Source organism: Vibrio sp. Hep-1b-8 (assembly GCF_006124995.1).
In the GTDB taxonomy this organism is placed as follows: Bacteria; Pseudomonadota; Gammaproteobacteria; order Enterobacterales; family Vibrionaceae; genus Vibrio.
The window spans coordinates 35,980-56,327 of record NZ_QEWN01000109.1 but is presented as its reverse complement, the minus strand read 5'-3'; the positions used below and the strand labels follow the sequence as shown (position 1 = coordinate 56,327).

At 45.7% G+C, this 20,348-nt stretch carries 15 protein-coding genes; 8 read left to right on the top strand and 7 right to left on the bottom strand.

From position 1 onward, the window contains the following. Window positions 1-39 precede the first annotated feature (39 nt). The gene (clpS, locus tag DA100_RS12415; RefSeq protein WP_006879492.1) at window positions 40-360 is read right to left on the bottom strand and encodes an ATP-dependent Clp protease adapter ClpS; all 321 of its coding nucleotides are present in this window, start codon (window positions 358-360) and stop codon (window positions 40-42) included. 463 nt (window positions 361-823) lie between these two features. On the opposite strand from clpS, the gene cspD reads away from it, so the two are divergent. Then, entirely contained in the window at window positions 824-1,045 is a 222-nt protein-coding gene (gene cspD / locus DA100_RS12410; protein ID WP_138972431.1) for a cold shock domain-containing protein CspD, read from the top strand. A gap of 76 nt (window positions 1,046-1,121) precedes the next feature. On the opposite strand, the gene DA100_RS12405 is transcribed toward cspD, so the two are convergent. Next, on the bottom strand, window positions 1,122-3,347 hold the full coding sequence (locus DA100_RS12405; RefSeq protein ID WP_138972430.1) for an NADP-dependent isocitrate dehydrogenase: 2,226 nt from the start codon (window positions 3,345-3,347) through the stop codon (window positions 1,122-1,124). Window positions 3,348-3,639: 292 nt separating this feature from the next. Here DA100_RS12405 and DA100_RS12400 point away from each other — a divergent pair, with 292 nt between their 5' ends. Beyond that, the gene (locus DA100_RS12400; protein ID WP_138972429.1) at window positions 3,640-4,332 is read left to right on the top strand and encodes a pseudouridine synthase; all 693 of its coding nucleotides are present in this window, start codon (window positions 3,640-3,642) and stop codon (window positions 4,330-4,332) included. Between the two features lie 19 nt (window positions 4,333-4,351). Here DA100_RS12400 and DA100_RS12395 read toward each other — a convergent pair whose 3' ends face one another. Further along, window positions 4,352-5,386, bottom strand: coding sequence for a GGDEF domain-containing protein (locus DA100_RS12395; protein ID WP_138972428.1), 1,035 nt, complete (start codon window positions 5,384-5,386; stop codon window positions 4,352-4,354). Between the two features lie 124 nt (window positions 5,387-5,510). Beyond that, a complete protein-coding gene (gene aspS / locus DA100_RS12390; protein ID WP_138972427.1) occupies window positions 5,511-7,289 on the bottom strand; it encodes an aspartate--tRNA ligase in 1,779 nt (592 codons plus the stop codon). 274 nt (window positions 7,290-7,563) lie between these two features. Here aspS and DA100_RS12385 point away from each other — a divergent pair, with 274 nt between their 5' ends. The 6 genes from DA100_RS12385 to DA100_RS12360 all read left to right on the top strand — a co-directional run bounded on the left by DA100_RS12385 (window position 7,564) and on the right by DA100_RS12360 (window position 13,796). Then, window positions 7,564-8,445 carry a DUF72 domain-containing protein gene (locus DA100_RS12385; protein WP_138972426.1) on the top strand — a complete coding sequence of 294 codons (882 nt, stop codon included), beginning with the start codon at window positions 7,564-7,566 and terminating at the stop codon, window positions 8,443-8,445. Between the two features lie 111 nt (window positions 8,446-8,556). Then, window positions 8,557-9,294, top strand: a complete 738-nt coding sequence (cmoA, locus tag DA100_RS12380) for a carboxy-S-adenosyl-L-methionine synthase CmoA (protein WP_138972425.1) — start codon at window positions 8,557-8,559, stop codon at window positions 9,292-9,294. Window positions 9,295-9,357: 63 nt separating this feature from the next. Then, the gene (gene cmoB / locus DA100_RS12375) at window positions 9,358-10,329 is read left to right on the top strand and encodes a tRNA 5-methoxyuridine(34)/uridine 5-oxyacetic acid(34) synthase CmoB (RefSeq protein WP_138972424.1); all 972 of its coding nucleotides are present in this window, start codon (window positions 9,358-9,360) and stop codon (window positions 10,327-10,329) included. Between the two features lie 219 nt (window positions 10,330-10,548). Further along, on the top strand, window positions 10,549-11,292 hold the full coding sequence (locus DA100_RS12370; RefSeq protein WP_138972423.1) for an ATP-dependent zinc protease: 744 nt from the start codon (window positions 10,549-10,551) through the stop codon (window positions 11,290-11,292). A 17-nt stretch (window positions 11,293-11,309) separates the two neighbouring features. Beyond that, window positions 11,310-12,815 (top strand): inactive transglutaminase family protein, encoded by a 1,506-nt coding sequence (locus tag DA100_RS12365; RefSeq protein WP_138972422.1) that lies wholly within the window; start codon window positions 11,310-11,312, stop codon window positions 12,813-12,815. Between the two features lie 3 nt (window positions 12,816-12,818). Further along, window positions 12,819-13,796 carry an alpha-L-glutamate ligase-like protein gene (locus DA100_RS12360; RefSeq protein ID WP_138972421.1) on the top strand — a complete coding sequence of 326 codons (978 nt, stop codon included), beginning with the start codon at window positions 12,819-12,821 and terminating at the stop codon, window positions 13,794-13,796. A gap of 48 nt (window positions 13,797-13,844) precedes the next feature. On the opposite strand, the gene mukB is transcribed toward DA100_RS12360, so the two are convergent. The 3 genes from mukB to mukF are packed head-to-tail and all read right to left on the bottom strand — an operon-like array spanning window position 13,845 to window position 20,348. Continuing rightward, window positions 13,845-18,302: a chromosome partition protein MukB gene (gene mukB, locus DA100_RS12355; protein WP_138972420.1), complete on the bottom strand. Its 4,458-nt coding sequence runs from the start codon at window positions 18,300-18,302 to the stop codon at window positions 13,845-13,847. Continuing rightward, window positions 18,299-19,030 (bottom strand): chromosome partition protein MukE, encoded by a 732-nt coding sequence (gene mukE, locus DA100_RS12350; protein WP_171052214.1) that lies wholly within the window; start codon window positions 19,028-19,030, stop codon window positions 18,299-18,301. The genes mukB and mukE overlap by 4 nt, the downstream gene beginning before the upstream one ends. Further along, window positions 19,011-20,348, bottom strand: a complete 1,338-nt coding sequence (gene mukF, locus DA100_RS12345) for a chromosome partition protein MukF (RefSeq protein WP_138972418.1) — start codon at window positions 20,346-20,348, stop codon at window positions 19,011-19,013. The genes mukE and mukF overlap by 20 nt, the downstream gene beginning before the upstream one ends.

Sequence of the window (20,348 nt, the reverse complement as noted above, 5' to 3'; positions counted from 1 at the left end):
TACCTCCTATAAGAACAACTTAGGTTGCTCGAACAAGCGCTAGGCTTGTTCCATTGTACAAAGCAAAGGGTGCTCGTTTTCCTTAGAATACATTGTAACTTGCGCTACTTTGGTCTCAGCAACTTCTGCAGTATACGTGCCACAAATTGCTTTTCCCTCATAATGCACCTGAAGCATCACCTGCGTTGCTTTGTCGATATCCATAGAGAAAAAGCGCTCTAGGATCTCAATCACAAAGTCCATTGGTGTGTAGTCATCGTTGTTTAGGACAACGTTATACATGGACGGTGGCTTAACTTTTGTTTTCTCTAACTCCAGCAGATCTGAATCTGGAGTAACCCATTCAAAATGTTTGCTCATGACTATTAGACGTTGATGTTTGACTCTTTTAATTTTACCACTTCACAGAGCAGAAGTTTTGAATTTAGTTCTTACTATTCCGAACAAAACGCTGCAATTAAATTTTGTTCTTACTTAGAGACTAATGCAGCAATTGCGTCGCTGCAAATAAAAGATTTCTATCGGCGGAAGAGATGTATCTAATTGATTAAAAAGAAACCAAAAACAATAACAGCGACTTATAGATCATCGATATTTATCAAGCCAAATCGTTGTAAAAATGTAAATCTCAAAAGTGATTTGTTTGTAAATATGTAGACTGTAATACCTTTTTCCTATTGACTGTGCTCAATCATTGGCTACATTGGTCAAATAGTGACTGAAAATTTGGCAGCGGCTGAATGGAAATTCACTTTCTGTTTACAAGGAATCAATGTAAATATTCAAACAACATCAGTAACAAAATGCATGAGGGATGTATAGCATGGCTACAGGTACAGTAAAATGGTTTAACAACGCCAAAGGATTTGGTTTTATCTGTCCAGAGGGAGAGGATGGAGATGTGTTTGCACATTATTCAACCATTAAAATGGATGGTTATCGTACTCTGAAAGCTGGCCAACAAGTGAATTTTGAAGTGGAAGAAGGACCTAAAGGCTATCACGCAAGCTGTGTAGTTCCGGTTGAAGCTCAACCAGCAAAATAAAATCGCTGCCAACTTAATCGTTTTAAACATAAAAAAACCCGCTTTTCAGCGGGTTTTGTTGTATCGAATGTCTGACTTAGCCGTTGATGATTGCGTTAAGTGTCTCGCTTGGGCGCATCAAAGCTGACGCTTTTTCAAACACAGGTGCATAGTAGCCACCTAGGTCACCAGCGACACCTTGTGCATCATTCAATTCTGCAACAATCTTCTCTTCTTGCGCCGCTAGTGCTTGAGCGATTGGCGCAAATTCAGCAGCAAGTTCAGCATTGTCAGATTGTGACGCAAGTGCCTGTGCCCAGTATGTTGCTAGATAGTAATGGCTACCACGGTTGTCCAACTCACCTACTCGGCGCGAAGGAGACTTGTTGTTATCTAAGAAGTCACCTGTTGCTTTGTCCAGAGCGTCTGCCAGTACTTGCGCCTTAGCATTGCCTGTTACTGTGCTTAGATGCTCAAGAGAAGCGGCAAGAGCGAGGAACTCGCCGAGTGAATCCCAACGTAAGTGGTTTTCTTTCTCTACCTGCTGAACGTGCTTAGGAGCAGAACCACCCGCACCCGTTTCAAATAGACCGCCACCGTTCATTAGAGGAACGATTGATAGCATCTTCGCTGATGTACCAAGCTCAAGAATCGGGAACAAGTCAGTTAGGTAGTCACGAAGAACGTTACCCGTTACTGAGATCGTATCTAGGCCTTGCTTGATACGCTCTAAAGAGAACTGACAAGCTTCTAGTGGAGCAAGGATCTTGATCTCTAGACCTTCGATATCGTGTTGAGGCAAGTACTGGTTTACTTTCTCAATCAGCTGAGCGTCATGAGCGCGGTTTTCATCTAACCAGAACACCGCTGGCGCACCCGTTGCACGTGCACGAGTGACTGCAAGCTTGACCCAATCTTGGATTGGTGCGTCTTTAACCTGACACATACGGAAGATATCGCCTTCTTCTACTGATTGCTCCAGTAGCACTGCACCGGATGCATCAACGATGCGCACTGTGCCCGCTGCATCTAGGATAAAGGTCTTATCATGAGAACCGTACTCTTCGGCTTTCTGAGCCATTAGACCAACGTTTGGTACGCTGCCCATTGTCGTTGGATCGAATGCACCGTTCTCTTTACAGAAATCAATCACAGCCTGATAGATGCCTGCATAGCAACGATCTGGGATCATCGCTTTAGTGTCTTTCTGCTTGCCGTCTGGTCCCCACATTTGCCCCGACGAACGCAACATTGCTGGCATAGAAGCATCGACAATGATGTCACTTGGAACATGTAGGTTTGTGATGCCGCGATCTGAGTCAACCATCGCCAAAGGCGGTTGAGTTTCGTAAACAGCCTGTAGAGCCGCTTCAATCTCTTCTTTCTGTGCCGCAGGAAGCGCTTGAATCTTAGCGTACACATCACCCAGACCGTTGTTTACGTCAACGCTAAGCTTATCAAATAGGTCACCGTATTTCGCAAATACGTCTTTGTAGTACACTTTAACAGCATGACCAAAAATCACTGGGTCAGAGACTTTCATCATTGTCGCTTTCATGTGCAGAGACAATAATACGTCTTGCTGTTTTGCTTCTTCGATTTGCGCTTCAAAGAACTCCACTAGGGCTTTCTTGTTCATTACTGAGCAATCGATAATCTCTTTATCTTGCAGAGCAAAAGGTGCTTTAAGCTGTTTTACTGAACCCGCTGCATCAACAAACTCAATGGCAACTTTTGTCTCACCTGAAACGGTATGAGATTTTTCACTACCGAAAAAGTCGTTGTCTGCCATGCTAGAAACGTGTGACTTCGAATCTTTAGACCATGCTCCCATTGAATGTGGGTTCTTCTTCGCATAGTTCTTTACAGATAGAGGAGCACGACGGTCAGAGTTACCTTCGCGCAAAACTGGGTTTACCGCACTACCTTTAATTTTGTCGTACGTTGCTTTGATCGCTTCTTCTTCGTACGTACTTGGTTCTTCAGGGTAGTTAGGTAGGTTGTAACCTTTTTCTTGAAGCTCTTTAATCGCGGCTTTCAACTGAGGGATAGAAGCTGAGATATTAGGTAGTTTAATGATGTTTGCTTCTGGTGTTTTAGCCAACTCACCAAGTTCAGTCAGTGCATCACCAATGCGTTGTTCTTCAGTTAAGTGCTCTGGGAAGTTAGCAATAATACGCCCAGCTAGAGAGATATCACGTGTATCAACGTTGATACCTGAAGAAGCAGTAAACGACTGAATAATTGGAAGAAGTGAATATGTCGCTAGCGCAGGTGCTTCATCAGTAATGGTGTAAATAATTGTAGGTTTTTCTGTAGGCATGAAATTTCCCTATTTGTTCTAGCAAAGCCATCGGATGAGTAGCTTTGTGTAAATGGCCGGCAACAAGTTGATTATTCATCCCCTCACTTGTCGCGTTTTGTCCGTCTCTTTTTGTTTTGGTCGCTTCACAGCGAGTGACTTGAGTGCGGTTAGTTATAATTAAACAAAAACATGATAATAGTCTATTATCTTGTTCAACAATCCTGTTTTCGGGCGCGCAAATGATAGCTCATCTAAGCCGCTGAAGAAACTTTACAACACACTTTACTTACATTTTTGCAAGGTAGTTAACATGTCATCACGCACTCGCCGTGACTCATCCTCTGCGACATCGAGAAAGCAACGCTCTGGTTTTAAACACAAAAACTCAAATGGTGGAACCAACAAACCTTCTTCCAATGCTCGTAAAGCCTCTCCGTCAAATAAGCCAAAAATCTCGCTGCAAGATCGAAAGGTCATCGTGTTTAATAAACCGTTTGACACTTTAAGCCAGTTTACGGATGGTGACGGACGAAAGACTTTGGCAGACTTTATTCCCGTGAAAGGTGTTTATGCCGCAGGCAGACTCGATCGAGACAGCGAAGGTTTACTGCTATTGACGAACGATGGCATTCTACAAGCCAAACTTACTCAGCCTAGCTCTAAATCACCTAAGACCTATTGGGTACAAGTCGATGGCGCACCTTCCGAAGATGATTTGGACAAGCTGCGTAAAGGGGTTGAACTGAAAGATGGAATGACACTGCCTGCTGGCGTTGAGATTATGCCTGAACCGAACGTGTGGCCACGCACCCCACCCGTTCGCTTTCGCGCAAATATTCCAACAACTTGGCTAGCAATCACCATTGTTGAAGGCCGCAATCGTCAAGTTCGTCGCATGACAGCCAACATAGGTTTTCCAACTTTACGATTAATCCGTCACGCCATCGGAGAGATCGCGCTGGGTGATTTACAACCTGGGGAATGGAAAGAAATAACGCTCTAATTGCACAGCAGCAATCGAGTTAAGCGACCGCTTTTCCTTGAAAAAAGGAGCACTTCTTCCCTGCTTTTTTGGCTAAGTACAGGCCGTTGTCTGCTTTAGACAACGTCTTGTCTAGACCTTCATTAAGAGTGAATTGCTCAACTCCCGCGCTGAAAGTGACATGGATGTTCCGTGAGTCGAAAATTATTGGACTTTCCATGACACTGCTTTGTAACTGCTCAATCAATTGAGGCAATCCAACGTTGGCCACTCGTTTGGGTTCGAGAAGGACGACAAACTCCTCGCCTCCCATTCGATAAATTTGTTGGCGAGTGACGACTTTATCTAAACGCCTGACGACCTCTTTTAACACCTCATCTCCACCAGCATGACCATAGTTGTCATTGATCGCCTTGAAATCATCCAAATCTAATGCAAACAGATAACAGCCATTGAGCGATAGTGGGTTTTGTTTGAACGTCGTGACTAAAGCTAAACGGTTTTGTGCACCCGTTAGCGCATCTTGATGTGCCAAAGAATTAAGTTGTTCAACCCCTCGCACGCGACTATCTTCATAGACGTGAGAAATCGCCCAGACAAATATGTATGCCATGACGAGATTCAAATATGTCGCAAAATAAGTCATCAACTGCTCACCGAGCGAATAATAGAGAACTGTGACCTCTAAGCAGAGAAAAATAAGACTCCAAATAAATCCAATCCTGATCCCTAAGGCGAGATAGAATACGGTTGGCAACACCACCGCCCACAAATAAACCGTGCTCTCTGTTCGGCTAACGTATGTTCCATAACTGATTAAAAAGGTTAGAACAACACAATGGAATCCAAGAAACCAATTCGGCTGAGTCGATTTTCTTACATACTGAAGCATGGTAAAAGAGACGACAAAATAAACAAGCTCTATAATACCCAACAACGTCGCGTTTTTTCCAAAATAGAAAACATTGGTTAAGCCGAATAACAATGATGTCCCGCCTAAAACAACACACATACCGACTAAGACTTTGCGCCTAAGTTGGTAGGTTGCGTCGCATTGAATCAGGTGATCGTTCATATCTGTATCTATTACCCAAAAGTGTTACGTATTTTTAACACAAAGACGCGTAATATTCATGCTTTGAATGCAAAAAAGCCGCTTGTTTCCAAGCGGCTGCAAATAGATTGATGTGACTCGAAAATTATTCCGCGTCTTTTTCTTTTGCTGCTGTGACAGCGATAGCCAACTCTTCAAGCGCCGCCGGATTCGCTAGGCTTGGAGCATCGGTCAGTAGACATGAAGCCGCTGTTGTTTTCGGAAACGCAATAACATCACGGATATTCTCAGTACCGCATAACAGCATAACTAGACGGTCAAGACCGAAGGCTAAACCTGCGTGTGGAGGCGTACCGAACTTAAGTGCGTCTAATAGGAAGCCAAACTTAAGCTGCTGCTCTTGTGCATCGATACCTAGAATGTCAAATACTGCTGCTTGCATTTCTGCGTTGTGGATACGTACTGAACCACCGCCCACTTCATAGCCATTTAGCACCATGTCGTATGCGTTAGAGTTCGCAGCTGCTGGGTTCGCTTTTAGCTCTTCCGCGTTAACACCTAGAGGTGATGTGAATGGGTGGTGCATTGCATGCAAGTTGCCTTCATCGTCTTCTTCAAACATTGGGAAATCAACAACCCATAGCGGCGCCCATGCAGATTCATTGGTTAGCTCTAGATCTTTACCTAGTTTCAGACGTAGAGCGCCCATTGCTTCAGCAACGATGTTTGCTTTGTCTGCGCCAAACAGGATGATATCGCCAGTTTCAGCTTGCGTACGATCTAGAATGCCGTTGATCACCTCTTCGCTTAGGAACTTAGCAACTGGAGACTGAATACCCTCAATGCCTGCTGCACGGTCGTTAACCTTCATCCAAGCTAGACCTTTCGCACCGTAGATACCAACGAACTCGCCGTAAGCATCAATTTGCTTACGTGTTAGTGACGCGCCACCTGGTACACGAATAACAGCAACGCGGCCTTTTTCGTCGTTAGCAGGCGCTGAGAATACTTTGAACTCAACGTCTTTCACTAGGTCAGCGATGTCTACAAGCTCTAGTGGGTTACGTAGATCTGGCTTATCAGAACCAAAACGACGGATAGCTTCGCTAAACGGCATTACTGGGAATTCACCGAGATCAACGTTAAGCAGCTCTTGCCACATTTCACGGATCATTTTCTCAGTTGTCGCGCGAACTTCATCAGCCGACATAAATGACGTTTCAATATCGATCTGAGTGAATTCAGGCTGACGGTCTGCACGCAAGTCTTCATCACGGAAACACTTAACGATTTGGTAGTAACGGTCAAAGCCCGACATCATTAGCAGTTGTTTAAATAGCTGTGGAGACTGTGGTAACGCGTAGAAGCTACCTTTATGAACGCGGCTTGGTACCAAGTAGTCACGAGCGCCTTCAGGGGTCGCTTTCGTCAGAACTGGCGTTTCGATATCTAAGAAACCGTTGTCATCTAGGAAACGACGGACAAAGCTTGACGCTTTTGCGCGTAGTTTGATGCGGTCACTCATTTCTGGACGGCGAAGATCCAGGTAACGGTATTTTAAGCGTTGCTCTTCAGAGTTCTTCTGATTGAAGTCCAGTGGTAGAACATCACTGCGGTTAATGATTTCTAGACCTTTGGCGATAATTTCCACTTCACCCGTAGCCATGTCTTTGTTCACTTGGCTTTCAGGACGTACTCGTACTTCACCAGTTAGTTTGATACAGAACTCATTACGTAGAGTGTTTGCGATTTCATACGCGTCTGCCATATCTGGATCGACAACAACCTGAACTACGCCTTCACGATCTCGCATATCAATGAAAATAAGACCGCCTAGATCACGACGACGGTTAACCCAGCCGCAAAGTTCTACAGTTTGTCCTGCAAGGGACTTGTTCAGGTGACCACAGTAATGGGTACGCATAATGAATTTCCCAATCTCTTTAAATTTGTTGATTACTATCTATCGGTGTTAACTTTACCGATAGAGCAAAGTTCCATTTATACGCTGAAAGTTGGTAGAGATCGACTACCCAGCATACAATTTATTGCGATTTATCATCTATTGATGCTTTTTAAAGCAATAAAGGCGTAAAACAGCATCAATGTAAGATAATTGGCGCTGATTATAGCCCCATAATGGGTGGTTCGGCAAAGCTCTATTCTTCTAATCAAATCATGGGTGTTAAGTACAAAATATGGACCGTTTACCCGTCAGACTCGGGCTGACCATGTGGTCTCACAACAATTGGCAGCAAAGCTTTTATGGAAAAGGGACTAAACCCTCTGAAAGGCTAGAAAAATATGCGCGCGTCTTTCATACCGTGGAGGGGAATACCACCTTCTATGCAACCCCGACATTAAGCACTGTCAATAATTGGAAAGCAGCCACTCACGACGAGTTTCGTTTCACCTTCAAGCTACCCCAAGCTATTACCCATCAACAAATGCTGCGTGGCAGCCAAAGTCAGTTGAAAGAGTTCATGCACATCATGCAACCGCTGCATGATCGGATTGGTCAATGGACGATCCAGCTTCCCGCTGCGTTTTCACCCGAGCATCTCGATATATTGAAGAAATTTTGTGCCCTATTTCCACCCAACTTTCCTATCGGTGTTGAAGTGCGCCATCCGGCTTTTTTTGCTAAAGGCGAAGCGGAAATTGCCTTGAATCAGTGGCTGATCGAAAGCAATTACGATCGCATAATCATGGACAGCCGCCCTGTGTTCTCTGAACCACTTGAGCCAACACACCCCCACTACGAGTCCTTGCTTGACGCCCAACAGAAAAAACCCAAAGTGCCTGTCCATGCCATCGCCACGGCAAGTCAGCCGATGGTGCGTTTTATTGGCCACCCACAAGAAGAGAAAAATCTCGCCTTTTTTCAGCCATGGTTAGCTAAACTGCCTCAATGGATAGCGCAGGGAAAACAGCCATATTTGTTTATTCACACGTCGGATAACCTTATCGCTCCGGAGCTGGCTGCAACCTTGTATAAGAGTTTGCAGCAACAGACCCTTTTGCCTGACTTATCACCATTTCCAGCAGACGATGGCGTATCACAGCTTCAGATGTTCTAAAGAGAATCACCACAAAACATGACACAGACGTTTATTTCTCATAAAATACGCGCCTTTTTAATAGCTGTAGACCATGTTGGCGACCAAGCCGACATCTAGTGAGAACCGAGTATGAACCCTAAGAGCAATCCAGATACTATTTTTTCGGCTCCAATCGATAAAATTGGGGATTTCACCTTTGATGAACGTGTCGCCGAAGTGTTCCCAGACATGATTCAACGCTCAGTACCTGGTTACAGCAATATCATCTCAGCGATTGGTATGCTGGCGGAACGCTTCGTCAAGCCGCATTCAACCATCTACGACCTAGGTTGTTCACTCGGTGCTGCAACGCTCTCGATGCGCCGTCATATCAATCAAGAAGGCTGTAAAATCATCGCCGTAGATAACTCATCTGCGATGGTAGAACGCTGTAAGCTACACGTAAACGCGTATCGAAGTGACACACCAGTGGAAGTCGTTGAAGCGGACATCCGCAATATTGAGATTGAAAATGCCTCTGTTGTGGTACTTAACTTTACCCTGCAATTTTTGTCTCCTGAAGACAGATATGCCTTACTTGAAAAGATCTACGCTGGTTTACGCCCAGGTGGGATTTTAATTCTGTCTGAGAAGTACGTGTTTGAAGACCAAGTGTCCAATGAGCTTCTGATTGATCTCCACCATGATTTTAAACGAGCCAATGGCTACAGCGAACTTGAGATCAGCCAAAAGAGAAGTGCCATCGAAAACGTAATGCGTCCTGACTCTAAGCAAGAGCACAAAGCGCGTTTTAAAGCGATTGGCTTCACTAGCTACGATGTCTGGTTCCAATGCTTTAACTTTGGCTCTATGTTCGCGATTAAATAGCGAGAAATTTTTCGACTCACTCATTTTGTGTCAAATTTTTAATTTAATATCAGTGATAAGACTATGTTTAATTTTGCTAATTTCTACCAGTTGATTGCTCAAGATACTCGCCTTCAACCTTGGTTAAACGTACTCCCTCAGCAGCTAACCGACTGGCAAAATGCGGAACATGGTGACTTTGGTCGCTGGGTCAAGGCATTGAACAAGATCCCACAAGGCTCGCCTGACCAAGTCGATCTAAAAAACTCTGTCACTCTTGCCAATGACACGCCTTTTCATCAAGGCGAGTTGAACAAGCTTGAAAGCCTGTTGCGCACATTCCATCCGTGGCGTAAAGGCCCGTACCATGTTCACGGCATTCATATTGACACCGAGTGGCGCAGTGACTGGAAATGGGATCGCGTACTGCCACACATTTCACCACTGAAAAACAGAAGTGTGCTTGATGTCGGTTGTGGTAACGGTTACCACATGTGGCGCATGCTGGGTGAAGGTGCTCGGCTCACTGTCGGTATCGACCCTTCTCACCTGTTTCTGATTCAGTTTGAAACGATACGTAAACTGATGGGTGACGATCAGCGTGCGCATCTGCTACCTCTAGGTATAGAACAACTTCCTAAACTGGAAGCGTTCGACACTGTGTTTAGCATGGGTGTGCTCTATCATCGCCGCTCTCCACTGGATCATCTTATCCAATTGAAAGACCAACTGGTCTCTGGTGGAGAACTGGTGTTAGAGACATTAGTTATCGAGGGTGATGAGACTTCTGTACTTGTTCCTGTTGATCGCTACGCTCAGATGCGTAACGTCTATTTCTTCCCGTCAGCAAAAGCACTCAAGGTTTGGTTGGAACAAATGGGCTTTGTCGATGTGCGTATTGTCGATGAAAATGTCACAAGCGTTGGAGAGCAACGTACTACTGAGTGGATGACTCACAACTCTTTGCCTGATTACTTAGACCCGAATGACCCATCGAAAACCGTCGAAGGTCACCCAGCACCAAGACGCGCGATTCTGGTTGCTAAAAAACCATAAATATTGACAGAGAGTTAACCCAAGTTCGACTTGAAAACGTTTCTCTCGTATCCAATAGCCAATACAATAATAAGGATGCTCAGCATCCTTATTTTTTGCGTATGATCATCCCTTCCTCAAATTTTGAGAGCATCAATCCAATTGCTGCTTGTTTGCGATAAAATATATACGCTAAACTTCTTATTTAATTAATAATTCTATTTACGTTCAGGTTTCTCAATGTTGACAAGATTGACCCCTTTAATGGCCATAATGCTAGTCTCTGGTTGTACGCTGACAAACAGCGAACAGCTCCACCAAGAAACACTTGCAGCCATTCAGGCTTCAGAAACAAATCTCACCACTCAATACGAAAACCTAGCTTTGCAATTGAGCAACCAGTCTGATTACATCGAGAGTCTTGAGGATCAGGTCAACTTACTTGAACAGCAGTTGTCCGATTTCAGAACTGAAGCGATGAATGAAGTCCGTAAAACTCCTGCGCCAGTCGTCCTCACTACCCCAGCTCCTGCCCAACCAACTCCGACTCATGGCATCGTGCTCGGCGAAGTAGAAAAAGTCACCATTGATTCAATCAAGCAATCTTTTGACGCGCGTGTTGATACCGGAGCTGCGACATCATCACTCAACGCTATCGATATTGAAGAGTTCGAGCGCAATGGTAAGAATTGGGTGCGCTTCCATCTTTCAGATGGAGAGAAAACACTTGATGAATCTAACTGGATCGAAGCGCCTATTCTTCGTTTCGTAAAAATTCGCCAATCAACCAATGAAGAAATCGAAAGACGAGCGGTGATTGAATTGTGGGTTAAACTTGGAAAAATCCATGAAAAAGCGCAATTTACTTTGGCGGATCGTTCTCAGATGAGTCATCCTGTACTACTAGGACGCGAATTCATCCGTGATATAGCTGTCGTTGATGTAAGTAAAAAATACATCCATACGGAAAACCAAGAAAAATAACAAGGTAGCGTAAGCTTATGACTTCAAAAATCCCTTTTTATATATCAGTTGCCCTATTAATTATTGCTGGTATTGCATTGAGCATCTTCCGCCACCAGAATTATGGTGTTCCTTGGACACCAGGCGAAGCACGTCAGGTCTGGGACATTGAGGCTCGCATTGAATTTAGTGGTCAATCCAAGCCTGTCAAAGCCTCATTAGCTGCACCTCATACTCAGACAGGCTTCACCTTAATTGATGAATCATCTTCTTCACCTGGTTACGGTCTTTCATACGTAGAAACTGAATCAGGACGCCGCGCCGAGTGGTCAGTACGTCAGGCCACAGGACCACAAACCATCTACTATAAAGCTCAGTTCTTGGTTGACCCTCAAGCTAAGGTCGAATCAACGCCACCCACTAACGAAATGACTCAACCAACCTTTGATGGCCCCGCAGAAGCTGCCGTTCTTGCGTTGATTGAACGTGCGAATCAACGCTCTGCTGACGACATTACCTTCACTCGCGAGTTGATCAAATCAATCAACGATTCAGAGAGCCAAAATGCTTCACTACTGCTGAACCGCATGAGCAAAGTAGACGCAGTGGCAAAAATCCTTGCTTACGCCAAAGTACCAAGTAAAGTCGTTGGCGTTATCGAGCTAGAAGATGGCCGTCGTCGACAAACTATCCAGCACATGAATCAGGTATGGAACAGTAAACAGTGGGTTCTGTTTAATCCAAACAACGCTAACCCTGCCATTTCTGACAACATTCTGGTCTGGGATGAATCTAATGTGTCACTACTTGATTTAGTGGGCGGTCAAAACAGTCAGGTTCACTTCTCTATGATCGCGCAGGATATTACGCCATCACAAGCAACCAAAGATAAAGTACTCGCAGATGGTCTATTAAACTTCTCGATTCACAGCTTGCCTCTCGAAGAACAAGCGATGTTTAAAACCATCATGCTGATCCCGATTGGCGCTCTGATCGTTGTGTTCTTGCGTGTGATTATCGGTCTGAAAACCTCAGGTACATTTATGCCGGTGTTGATTGCCGTCGCCTTTGTTCAGACTCAACTCGTTACGGGTATTGTTGGCTTCTTGCTGATCGTCGGTACGGGCCTTATCATTCGAAGTTATCTATCGAAGCTCAACTTACTGTTAGTCGCGAGGATATCGGCGGTGATCATCACGGTAATTATGATCATCTCAGTGTTTACCGTTGTCGCGTTTAAGATTGGTTTAACCGAAGGCTTATCGATTACTTTCTTCCCTATGATTATTCTTTCTTGGACGATTGAACGTATGTCCATTCTCTGGGAAGAAGAAGGCGCGAAGGAAGTCGTGCTGCAAGGCGGTGGCTCACTGCTCACTGCTGTGCTGGTTTATCTCGCGATGACGAACCCATTCATTCAGCACCTGACCTTTAACTTTATCGGTCTACAGTTGATCGTGTTAGCGGCTATCTTGCTGCTAGGTACTTACACAGGTTACCGCTTAACTGAACTCCGTCGCTTTAAACCGCTAGCGGAGGAGTAAGTGATGTTTTCGAAATATACATCGCCGTTCAAGCTCCGCCACAAAGGCATTATGGGCATGAACAAGCGCAACCACAGCTACATTGGCCGATACAATGACCGTTCAAAGTATCCGCTGGTTGACGACAAGCTCAAAACCAAAATCATTGCTGAAGCGGCCGGCGCTACGGTACCAAAACTGATTGGTGTGATTCGCAATCAGGCTGAAGTTAAAACCATTCATGAAATGGTCAAGAACTGGCCTGGCTTTGTGATCAAACCAGCCCAAGGTAGTGGTGGTAAAGGTATTTTGGTTATCACGTCACATAAAGATGGCGTTTACACCAAACCTTCGGGTTCCACCATTAATCAAGAAGATGTAGAGCGTCATATCAGTAACGCATTGGCGGGGCTCTTCTCCTTAGGCGGCAAAAACGATGTTGCTGTTGTGGAGAATTTGATTAAGTTTGATGACTGTTTCGAAGGTTTCAGCTACGAAGGCGTACCTGATGTGCGCATCATCGTCTTCAAAGGTTATCCGGTAATGGCGATGATGCGCTGCTCTACTGCCGCCTCTGACGGTAAAGCAAACTTGCACCAAGGTGCCGTTGGTGTGGGCATTGATATCGCGACAGGCCGTGCTGTCCGAGCTGTACAGTTTGACCAACCTGTTACCCACCATCCAGACACCGGTATGGAGTTAGCGACCCTTCAAGTACCTCATTGGGAACGGCTACTGATCCTTGCTTCAAGTGCGTGGGAAATGACTGGGCTCGGCTATATGGGTACCGACATGGTGCTTGATAAAGAGGAAGGTCCAATGGTGCTAGAACTGAATGCTCGTCCTGGACTTGCTATTCAAATCGCTAACGGCGCTGGCTTATTGCCTCGCCTTCATCATATCGAGAGTCTTGGTTCACCCGCTGAGTATCCGAAGCCAGCCGAACGCGTCGCTTATGCCGCGCGTCAGTTCGGTATCTTCGCCAAAGAGATTCCTAGATAGCTCTGTTTTAACGACAAAAAAGCCCGCTTTCGCGGGCTTTTTTGTCTCTTATAACTCTTCGACCAGTTGCTGGACTTCACTCTTGGCTTTCTTGGTTTGTCCAAAGCCACGTAAGCCAACGACATGAACATGCTCGTGGTCTTTAAATACCTTACGCACCAGTTTGTAAGTCGTCCCTTTCTCTGGGCTGATATTCTCTGGTGCAGCGATAAGTAACTGCATGTCGAGACGGTCACACAACTCGAACAGAGTTGAGATAGACTTAGCATCAAGACGTGCTGCTTCATCAAGGAACAATAGACGACAAGGTACAATGTCCTTGCTACGTAGACGTCGAGACTCTTCTTCCCAACTCTGTACAACCATCAATAGAATCGATTGACCGGTACCAATTGCTTCACCTGTCGATAGCGCCCCTGACTCGGCTTGAAGCCAGCCATCTGCACCACGGTTAACTTCCACACTTAATTCCAGATAGTTACGGTAGTCCAGTAACTCTTCACCCAGAACCTGAGGAGAACGCTGTCCCATGTCGATATGTGGATTAACACGTTGGAACAACTTCGCCATCGCTTCAGAGAACGTGTAACGCGTGGATTCGAAGAGATCTTTGTGCTGTTCTTGTCCTGTAGACAAGCCGTTAAGCAATATTTCATGGCTTTCACGGATCTTAACGTTGAGCCGAACGCCCTTGACCTGACCAAATGAGATGTTGGACAGACCTTGGTTAAGCATACGAATACGGTTTTGCTCACGCTGAATCGTCTTCTTAATGATGCTCGCAACAGAATCCGAGCTGATTGCCAAACGATTTTCACGTTGTGTCAGTTCTTCGGTTAGACGCGCAAGTTCCACTTCCATCTCTTCGATAGCTTCAACAGGATCATCAGTATGAATAATGTCCTGACGAATACGCTCACGAAGATGCTGGTATACGGCAATATAAAACAAGACTTTGCGTTCTGGACGTGCATTGTCTTCAGAAAGACGCAGCGCATCACGCAGATCATCATTGTCGGCGACCGCAAGACGCAATGCGCCCAACGATTTATCCGACATAGAACGCAGTTCATCCGCGGACATGTAAGCCAGTTCACGCTTGTGAAGGCGACGTTCCACATCATTCTCACGTGCTAGGCGAAGTACTGAACACCAACCTGCTTTCGCTGCAACGACAAATGTACGCAGATCGACGTAATCTTTCTGTACTTTCTTGAGACGTTTTGCCAGCGCTTTCATTTCAAGTTCTGTCGCAGTGATAGTGCGCTCGTATTCACTCTTACGAGAACGTGAAGTATGCAAACGCTCTTGCAGTTCATCGCGACGACGCATAGCGCGTTCAGCAGCACCTTCGTCAGCCGTGACACCGTATTCTTGTAACTCTTGTTTGAACTCTTGAACCGTCTCAAGCTTCGCCTGATGCGAACTCTTGAGTGAGGCTAGCACCTGGTTGTATTGGTTCATCTGGCCTTGAGCCTGTTTAAACTCCTCGCGTGAATGCGTGCGCATACGTTCCGCTTCGACCAGTTTCGATTTGAGCTGCTCGCTCAATTCGCTACTTTGATTCAACAAATCGACTGAGTCTGAGTAAGCGAAGTAATGACGACGCTCAACCAAATCTGCCACAGCAAAAATCTGGGTTTTCAGCTGTTGAAGTTTTTGGTCAGCCGCGTGGTATTCCGCTTCCAAAGTATCAAACTGCTCAGGGTCAGCTTCCAGCGCTGAAGCAATTTTTTCTAGCTCAGCAATCGCCTTACCATGACGAGCAATATACGCTTTGGCGTCTGTCAGTTGGGCAATGTTTTGCTCCAGCTCTTCAAACTGAGCAAGTAGTGCCTGATCCTCAATAAGAGCCATATTTGGCGCAATCTTATCCAGAGCGGATATCGCTTGCTTGCTTGCCAATAACTGACTACGTTGCTGTTGCTCTTTGGCATCTAGATCTGCCAAAGCTCGTGTTAATTGGCCGCGTTTTTCACGTACTACGATCAATGCTTGCTCTGGGTCTGGTTCAAACGCAACCTGAATGTGTTTAGCCACAAAGTTGTTGAATGCTTGGTACAGACGTTGGAGTTTTTGCGAATCAAATGCCGCTTTAGCATGCTGTTCTACGACCTCTTCGCGCTCATTGCGCAGCAGTTCCAAACGTTGCTCACGAGCGGCACGACCGAACAAAGGAATTTCTGGCAAACGCGAATAACGCATCTGACGATTGTTCATTCTCACGCATACCGCACCTTCAAGCTCTTCTGCATCAAATGAGCTGTCATCAAATGCATCGATGTCACCTTCAATGATATAGAGGTCTTCAGGGCAGTCATCTAATTCAACCAGCTTCTCTTCGATACCAGACAAGTCTGATACAACAATCGCATGGCGAGCTGGGCCGTACATCGCACTGAAATACGGCGCATCGTCAATGGTGATATCGTCATAAATCTCGGACAGCAGAACCCCACCTAGGGTATCGGCTAAGCCTTTAAGGCGCGGATCGTTAGAACCACCAGGAAACGCAAGTCGTTCAATTTCATCTTCAAGCTTGCTACGACGTTCAGCCAGTTTATCTTTGGCGATAGACTGTTGTTTTTCTTGCTCTAGAACGACTTGCATATGGCTCATGACAGCCTGACTGTCATACAGTTCTACACCGCTTTGCTCTTGAAGTGATTCGAGGGCATCATTCGCAGCAATCCAAGTTGGAGCAATGGCTTCATGCCTGTTAATTTCAGCGGATGCATCTTGCTCTAGACGGCGCTGCTCACTGCGTTGCTCACGCAACTCTTCTTGAGATATCTCTAGAGATTCGATCTGTTGAACGTGACGTTCACGCTCGATCTCAAACGTCGCTTCATCGGTCAGTTCTACTTGATGCTGTTTTTGATATTCAGTGACCAGTTCCTGAGTTTGGCGTTGCTTATGTAAACGACGTTCCACATCACGATGCTGTGCTCGCCATTGCTGTTCATTTTGAGCGATGCGCTGTGCTTCACGACTCTGTTCAATCGCGGCTTTCGCGGCTGTTGAAGCCTCTTTGCGCTCTACATGTCCGACAATACTTGCAACCAGCTTGAGAGCGGATTCAAACTGTTCAGCAGCAGCTGATGAGATATCCAATTTATGCTTAGTTGCGAGCAACTCTGTCGTACTTTGGGCTTCTTGCGCTTTCAACTCAGAAACAAGCACTTGCGCCGATTCAGCAGTTAAGCCTTCGTTACCCAATAGTTGTTTTGCTTTATCTAGCGCCTCAACCGCTTGCTGATATTGCAGCGCACGGGTTTGCTGAATGTCCAGCGCTTGCTGGTAGTCGGCTAACTGACTCTTCAAGCTATCCACTTCTTCTTCAGAAACAGACGCTTGCTCTTCGGCCATCGCAACACGCTCTTGCGCTTCTTCAACCACCATCAACTGCTCTTCAAGACGCTCGTTGAGCTCTTCGAGATCTTCTTGGTAGCGCTCAATCTTTTCTTGCTGACGCAAAGCATTTTGCACTAATTGCAGATGGTCAGACGCCGCTTGGTAGTCTTGCTCTAAAGCAGATTCAGACTCAACCAGCAGCTCAAGCTCTTCTTGCACTCTGTTAAGTAGATTGTTGTGCTCGATTAGCGTTGAACGTGAACCAAACAACTCACTACGTAAAGATAGAGTCTGCTCTAGCTTGTTGCGTCGGTCATTTGCATGGCGCATGTAGTCTGCTGCCACGTAGTTGGTTGACTCAGTGATAAGGTGTTTGAACAGATCACGGTCGGCTTGAGTGGTTTTGATCGCTTCAAGCGTCATACGGTTTTCACGCAACGCTGATTCCATATCTTGGAACGCTTTCTTCACGCCGCCATTTTGCGGTAGCAAGTAGTCTCGCAGTGAGCGAGTAATCGCACTTGAAATACCGCCGTACAGTGACGCTTCGATTAAGCGGTAGAACTTAGAGCGATCACTGGAGTTACGTAGTTTCTTCGGAATAACGCCAAACTCGAACATTTGCGAGTGGTAGTCAACGATGGAAGGGAACGCTTTAAACTGCACACCCTCGAATTGTCCGACCGCTTCCTTTACTTCGTTAATCTGACGAACACGTGCCTGAGTTGCCGACACGCTCTCAATTAAAATATCGGTAGGTTTAACATGGCTTGGTAAACCCTGAACAACAAATGGCTTGATGTCGACTTTCTTATCACGGCCTGCCACTTGCTGTAGCTTGACAGCAAACAGTAAGCGTTGATTTCGTGAGTTAACCACGTCAAGCGCAGCGTAACAGGCACCCGCTTGCAGCTTACCGTAAAGACCTTTATCACGAGATGACTGATTGCTGCCCGCCTCTGTGGTATTACGGAAGTGAAGTAAGGTTTGGTCTGGGATCAGTGCCGTGATGAAGGCCGCCATGGTCGTAGACTTACCTGCACCGTTACCGCCAGAAAGCGTTGTTACTAGACCATCGATATCAAATGTACGCGCAAAAAAGCCGTTCCAGTTGACCATGGTTAGCGATTGATATTTACCGCGTTCAATCATGCTTCACCCTCTTCTAACATTTGCTCTTCGGCTTGATCATCATTGTCATCGTTATTTCGCTCAAGGAGGCTACCCTGACTTGGTTCTTTGGTATGGACAACCGCTTCACCATCGCGGATAAGACGCAGTTGAGCCTCACGCATATCGTCGCCGATGCGTACATCTGCTCCGAAGCGGAATACCGATTCACTGATACTGAATTTGCCCGTTTCACCAATATTGATGATCATGCCTAAACGGCGTAGTCGACGTAGAGACGTACGTACTTTTTCGAACAGTTTCTCTTTGTCTAAGTCTGAACCTGTCGCTCGGTTGGTCACAAGCTTCATTAGCTTAGATTCATCAGCAAGAGCAAGCAGCTCTTCATACAACTCTTGGTTGGTAAAGATACCTTCATGAGCTAAGCGCTCAGGGCTTAGATATAAGAAACACAACACCTTGCCCACCAGCATATCCAGTTCGGAAAGAACACTGCGGCCAATCAAAGAGGTTGAACGTGGACGAAGATAGAAAAAGCCTTCAGGTGCTTTAACTAGCTCTGTGTTGTAACGCTGATAAAAAGAGCTCAGCTCAACTTCGAAGTCTGACAACAGTGCGTGGTTATCGAGATCTTCGCTGGAAATGTGACGCCCTGCTCGCAGCATGCTATCGAGCGCTGGGAACAGAGGGTTCGAAATTGCTTTTACCAGATTATCTGGCATGTATTCATTAGTATCGGTCGATGACATTTGCTTGTACCTTTGCACCAAAATCGTTTATCGCCTGCCAGTCTGGCTGAATTGCCTGATAATCTGACTCGGAATAGCCAAGGCGTACTGCTTGGTCGATAACAATTCGTGCTAAATCAAAATGATGAGTCTGCAGATGCTGAGCTAGGTAATCGCGTAGCACGATACCAAGATCAATGGCGGTACCCTGTTCTTTATGAACTCGGAGCATATTGCCAATGCGTTCTGCCAATTCATCATTGACCTGTTGGAACTCTTCGTATTCTACCTCTAGCGGCACTTGGCCTGTGACTTCATCATCGCGAAGTACTAGAGCTTCATCACGAAGGTCAGTTAGACGCTCAGCATCTGCATAAGTCAGATACCAAGGCATATCGAAATAATCTTTTATCGATTGACGTAAACGCGAACTAAACGCTCGGTTCTTATCCATATCAATCGCGGTACGGATAAACTTGTGGACGTGGCGGTCATAGCCAATCCAAAGGTCAATCGCTTGTTGACCCCAGCTTGTGATGCGGTCAAGTTTCATTTGCAGTGCGAACAGTGTTTCGGCAATAAATTCGAGTTCATCATCACCGTACACCAGCTCTTGAATATCAAGAATCTGAGTTTGCAGTTCATCACCCGCCGCTTGGAGCGTATCTTGCAACTCTCTAAGCGTGTTGGACGTTTCAGACAGCAGCGACTCACAGTTGTTTATCGCATCTCGCCAATCTTTGTTCAGTAGCTCCGCAATTTGAAGTTTGACCGACTGTTGCTGCTCATCCATCACACGTTGGTTCAAGTCAATTTGGTCAAAAATCTCTCCCACCGAGTATTTTAAGACTCCGTAAACATTCTTGCGCCAATGCTCAGGTGTGCCACCCTGACGTGCAGACTCAATCGCTTTCGCCATTTCATCTGCAACCATAGATAATTGGATAGATAATTTAAGCTTAGAAAATTCTCTGTGGCGAACGTAATAGTCAGTAATACCGATCGCGAGAGGCGATAAACGGTAAATACTTGCTCCGTCGTTAATTTCACTGGTAAAGCGGCTGATTAGTCTCTGTTTCACCATTTCATTAATGGCGTTGTTTGCACGGAACGCAGATGCATCCCCTGTTTCTTCGAATAATCGAGTCACTATGGTAAACGCATCATGCAGTTCACCTTCACCTAACTCTTCATCGAACCTTTCGTTACTGAGCACAGCAATAGCGATCAAAAATGCCAAGCGCTCTGTGGTCAGATTCAATGAGAAATCGTGCTGTTTTACCCAGCCGACCAACTCGTCGATCGGCTGCTCTGCAGCATTTAGAGTCATCTCACTCAT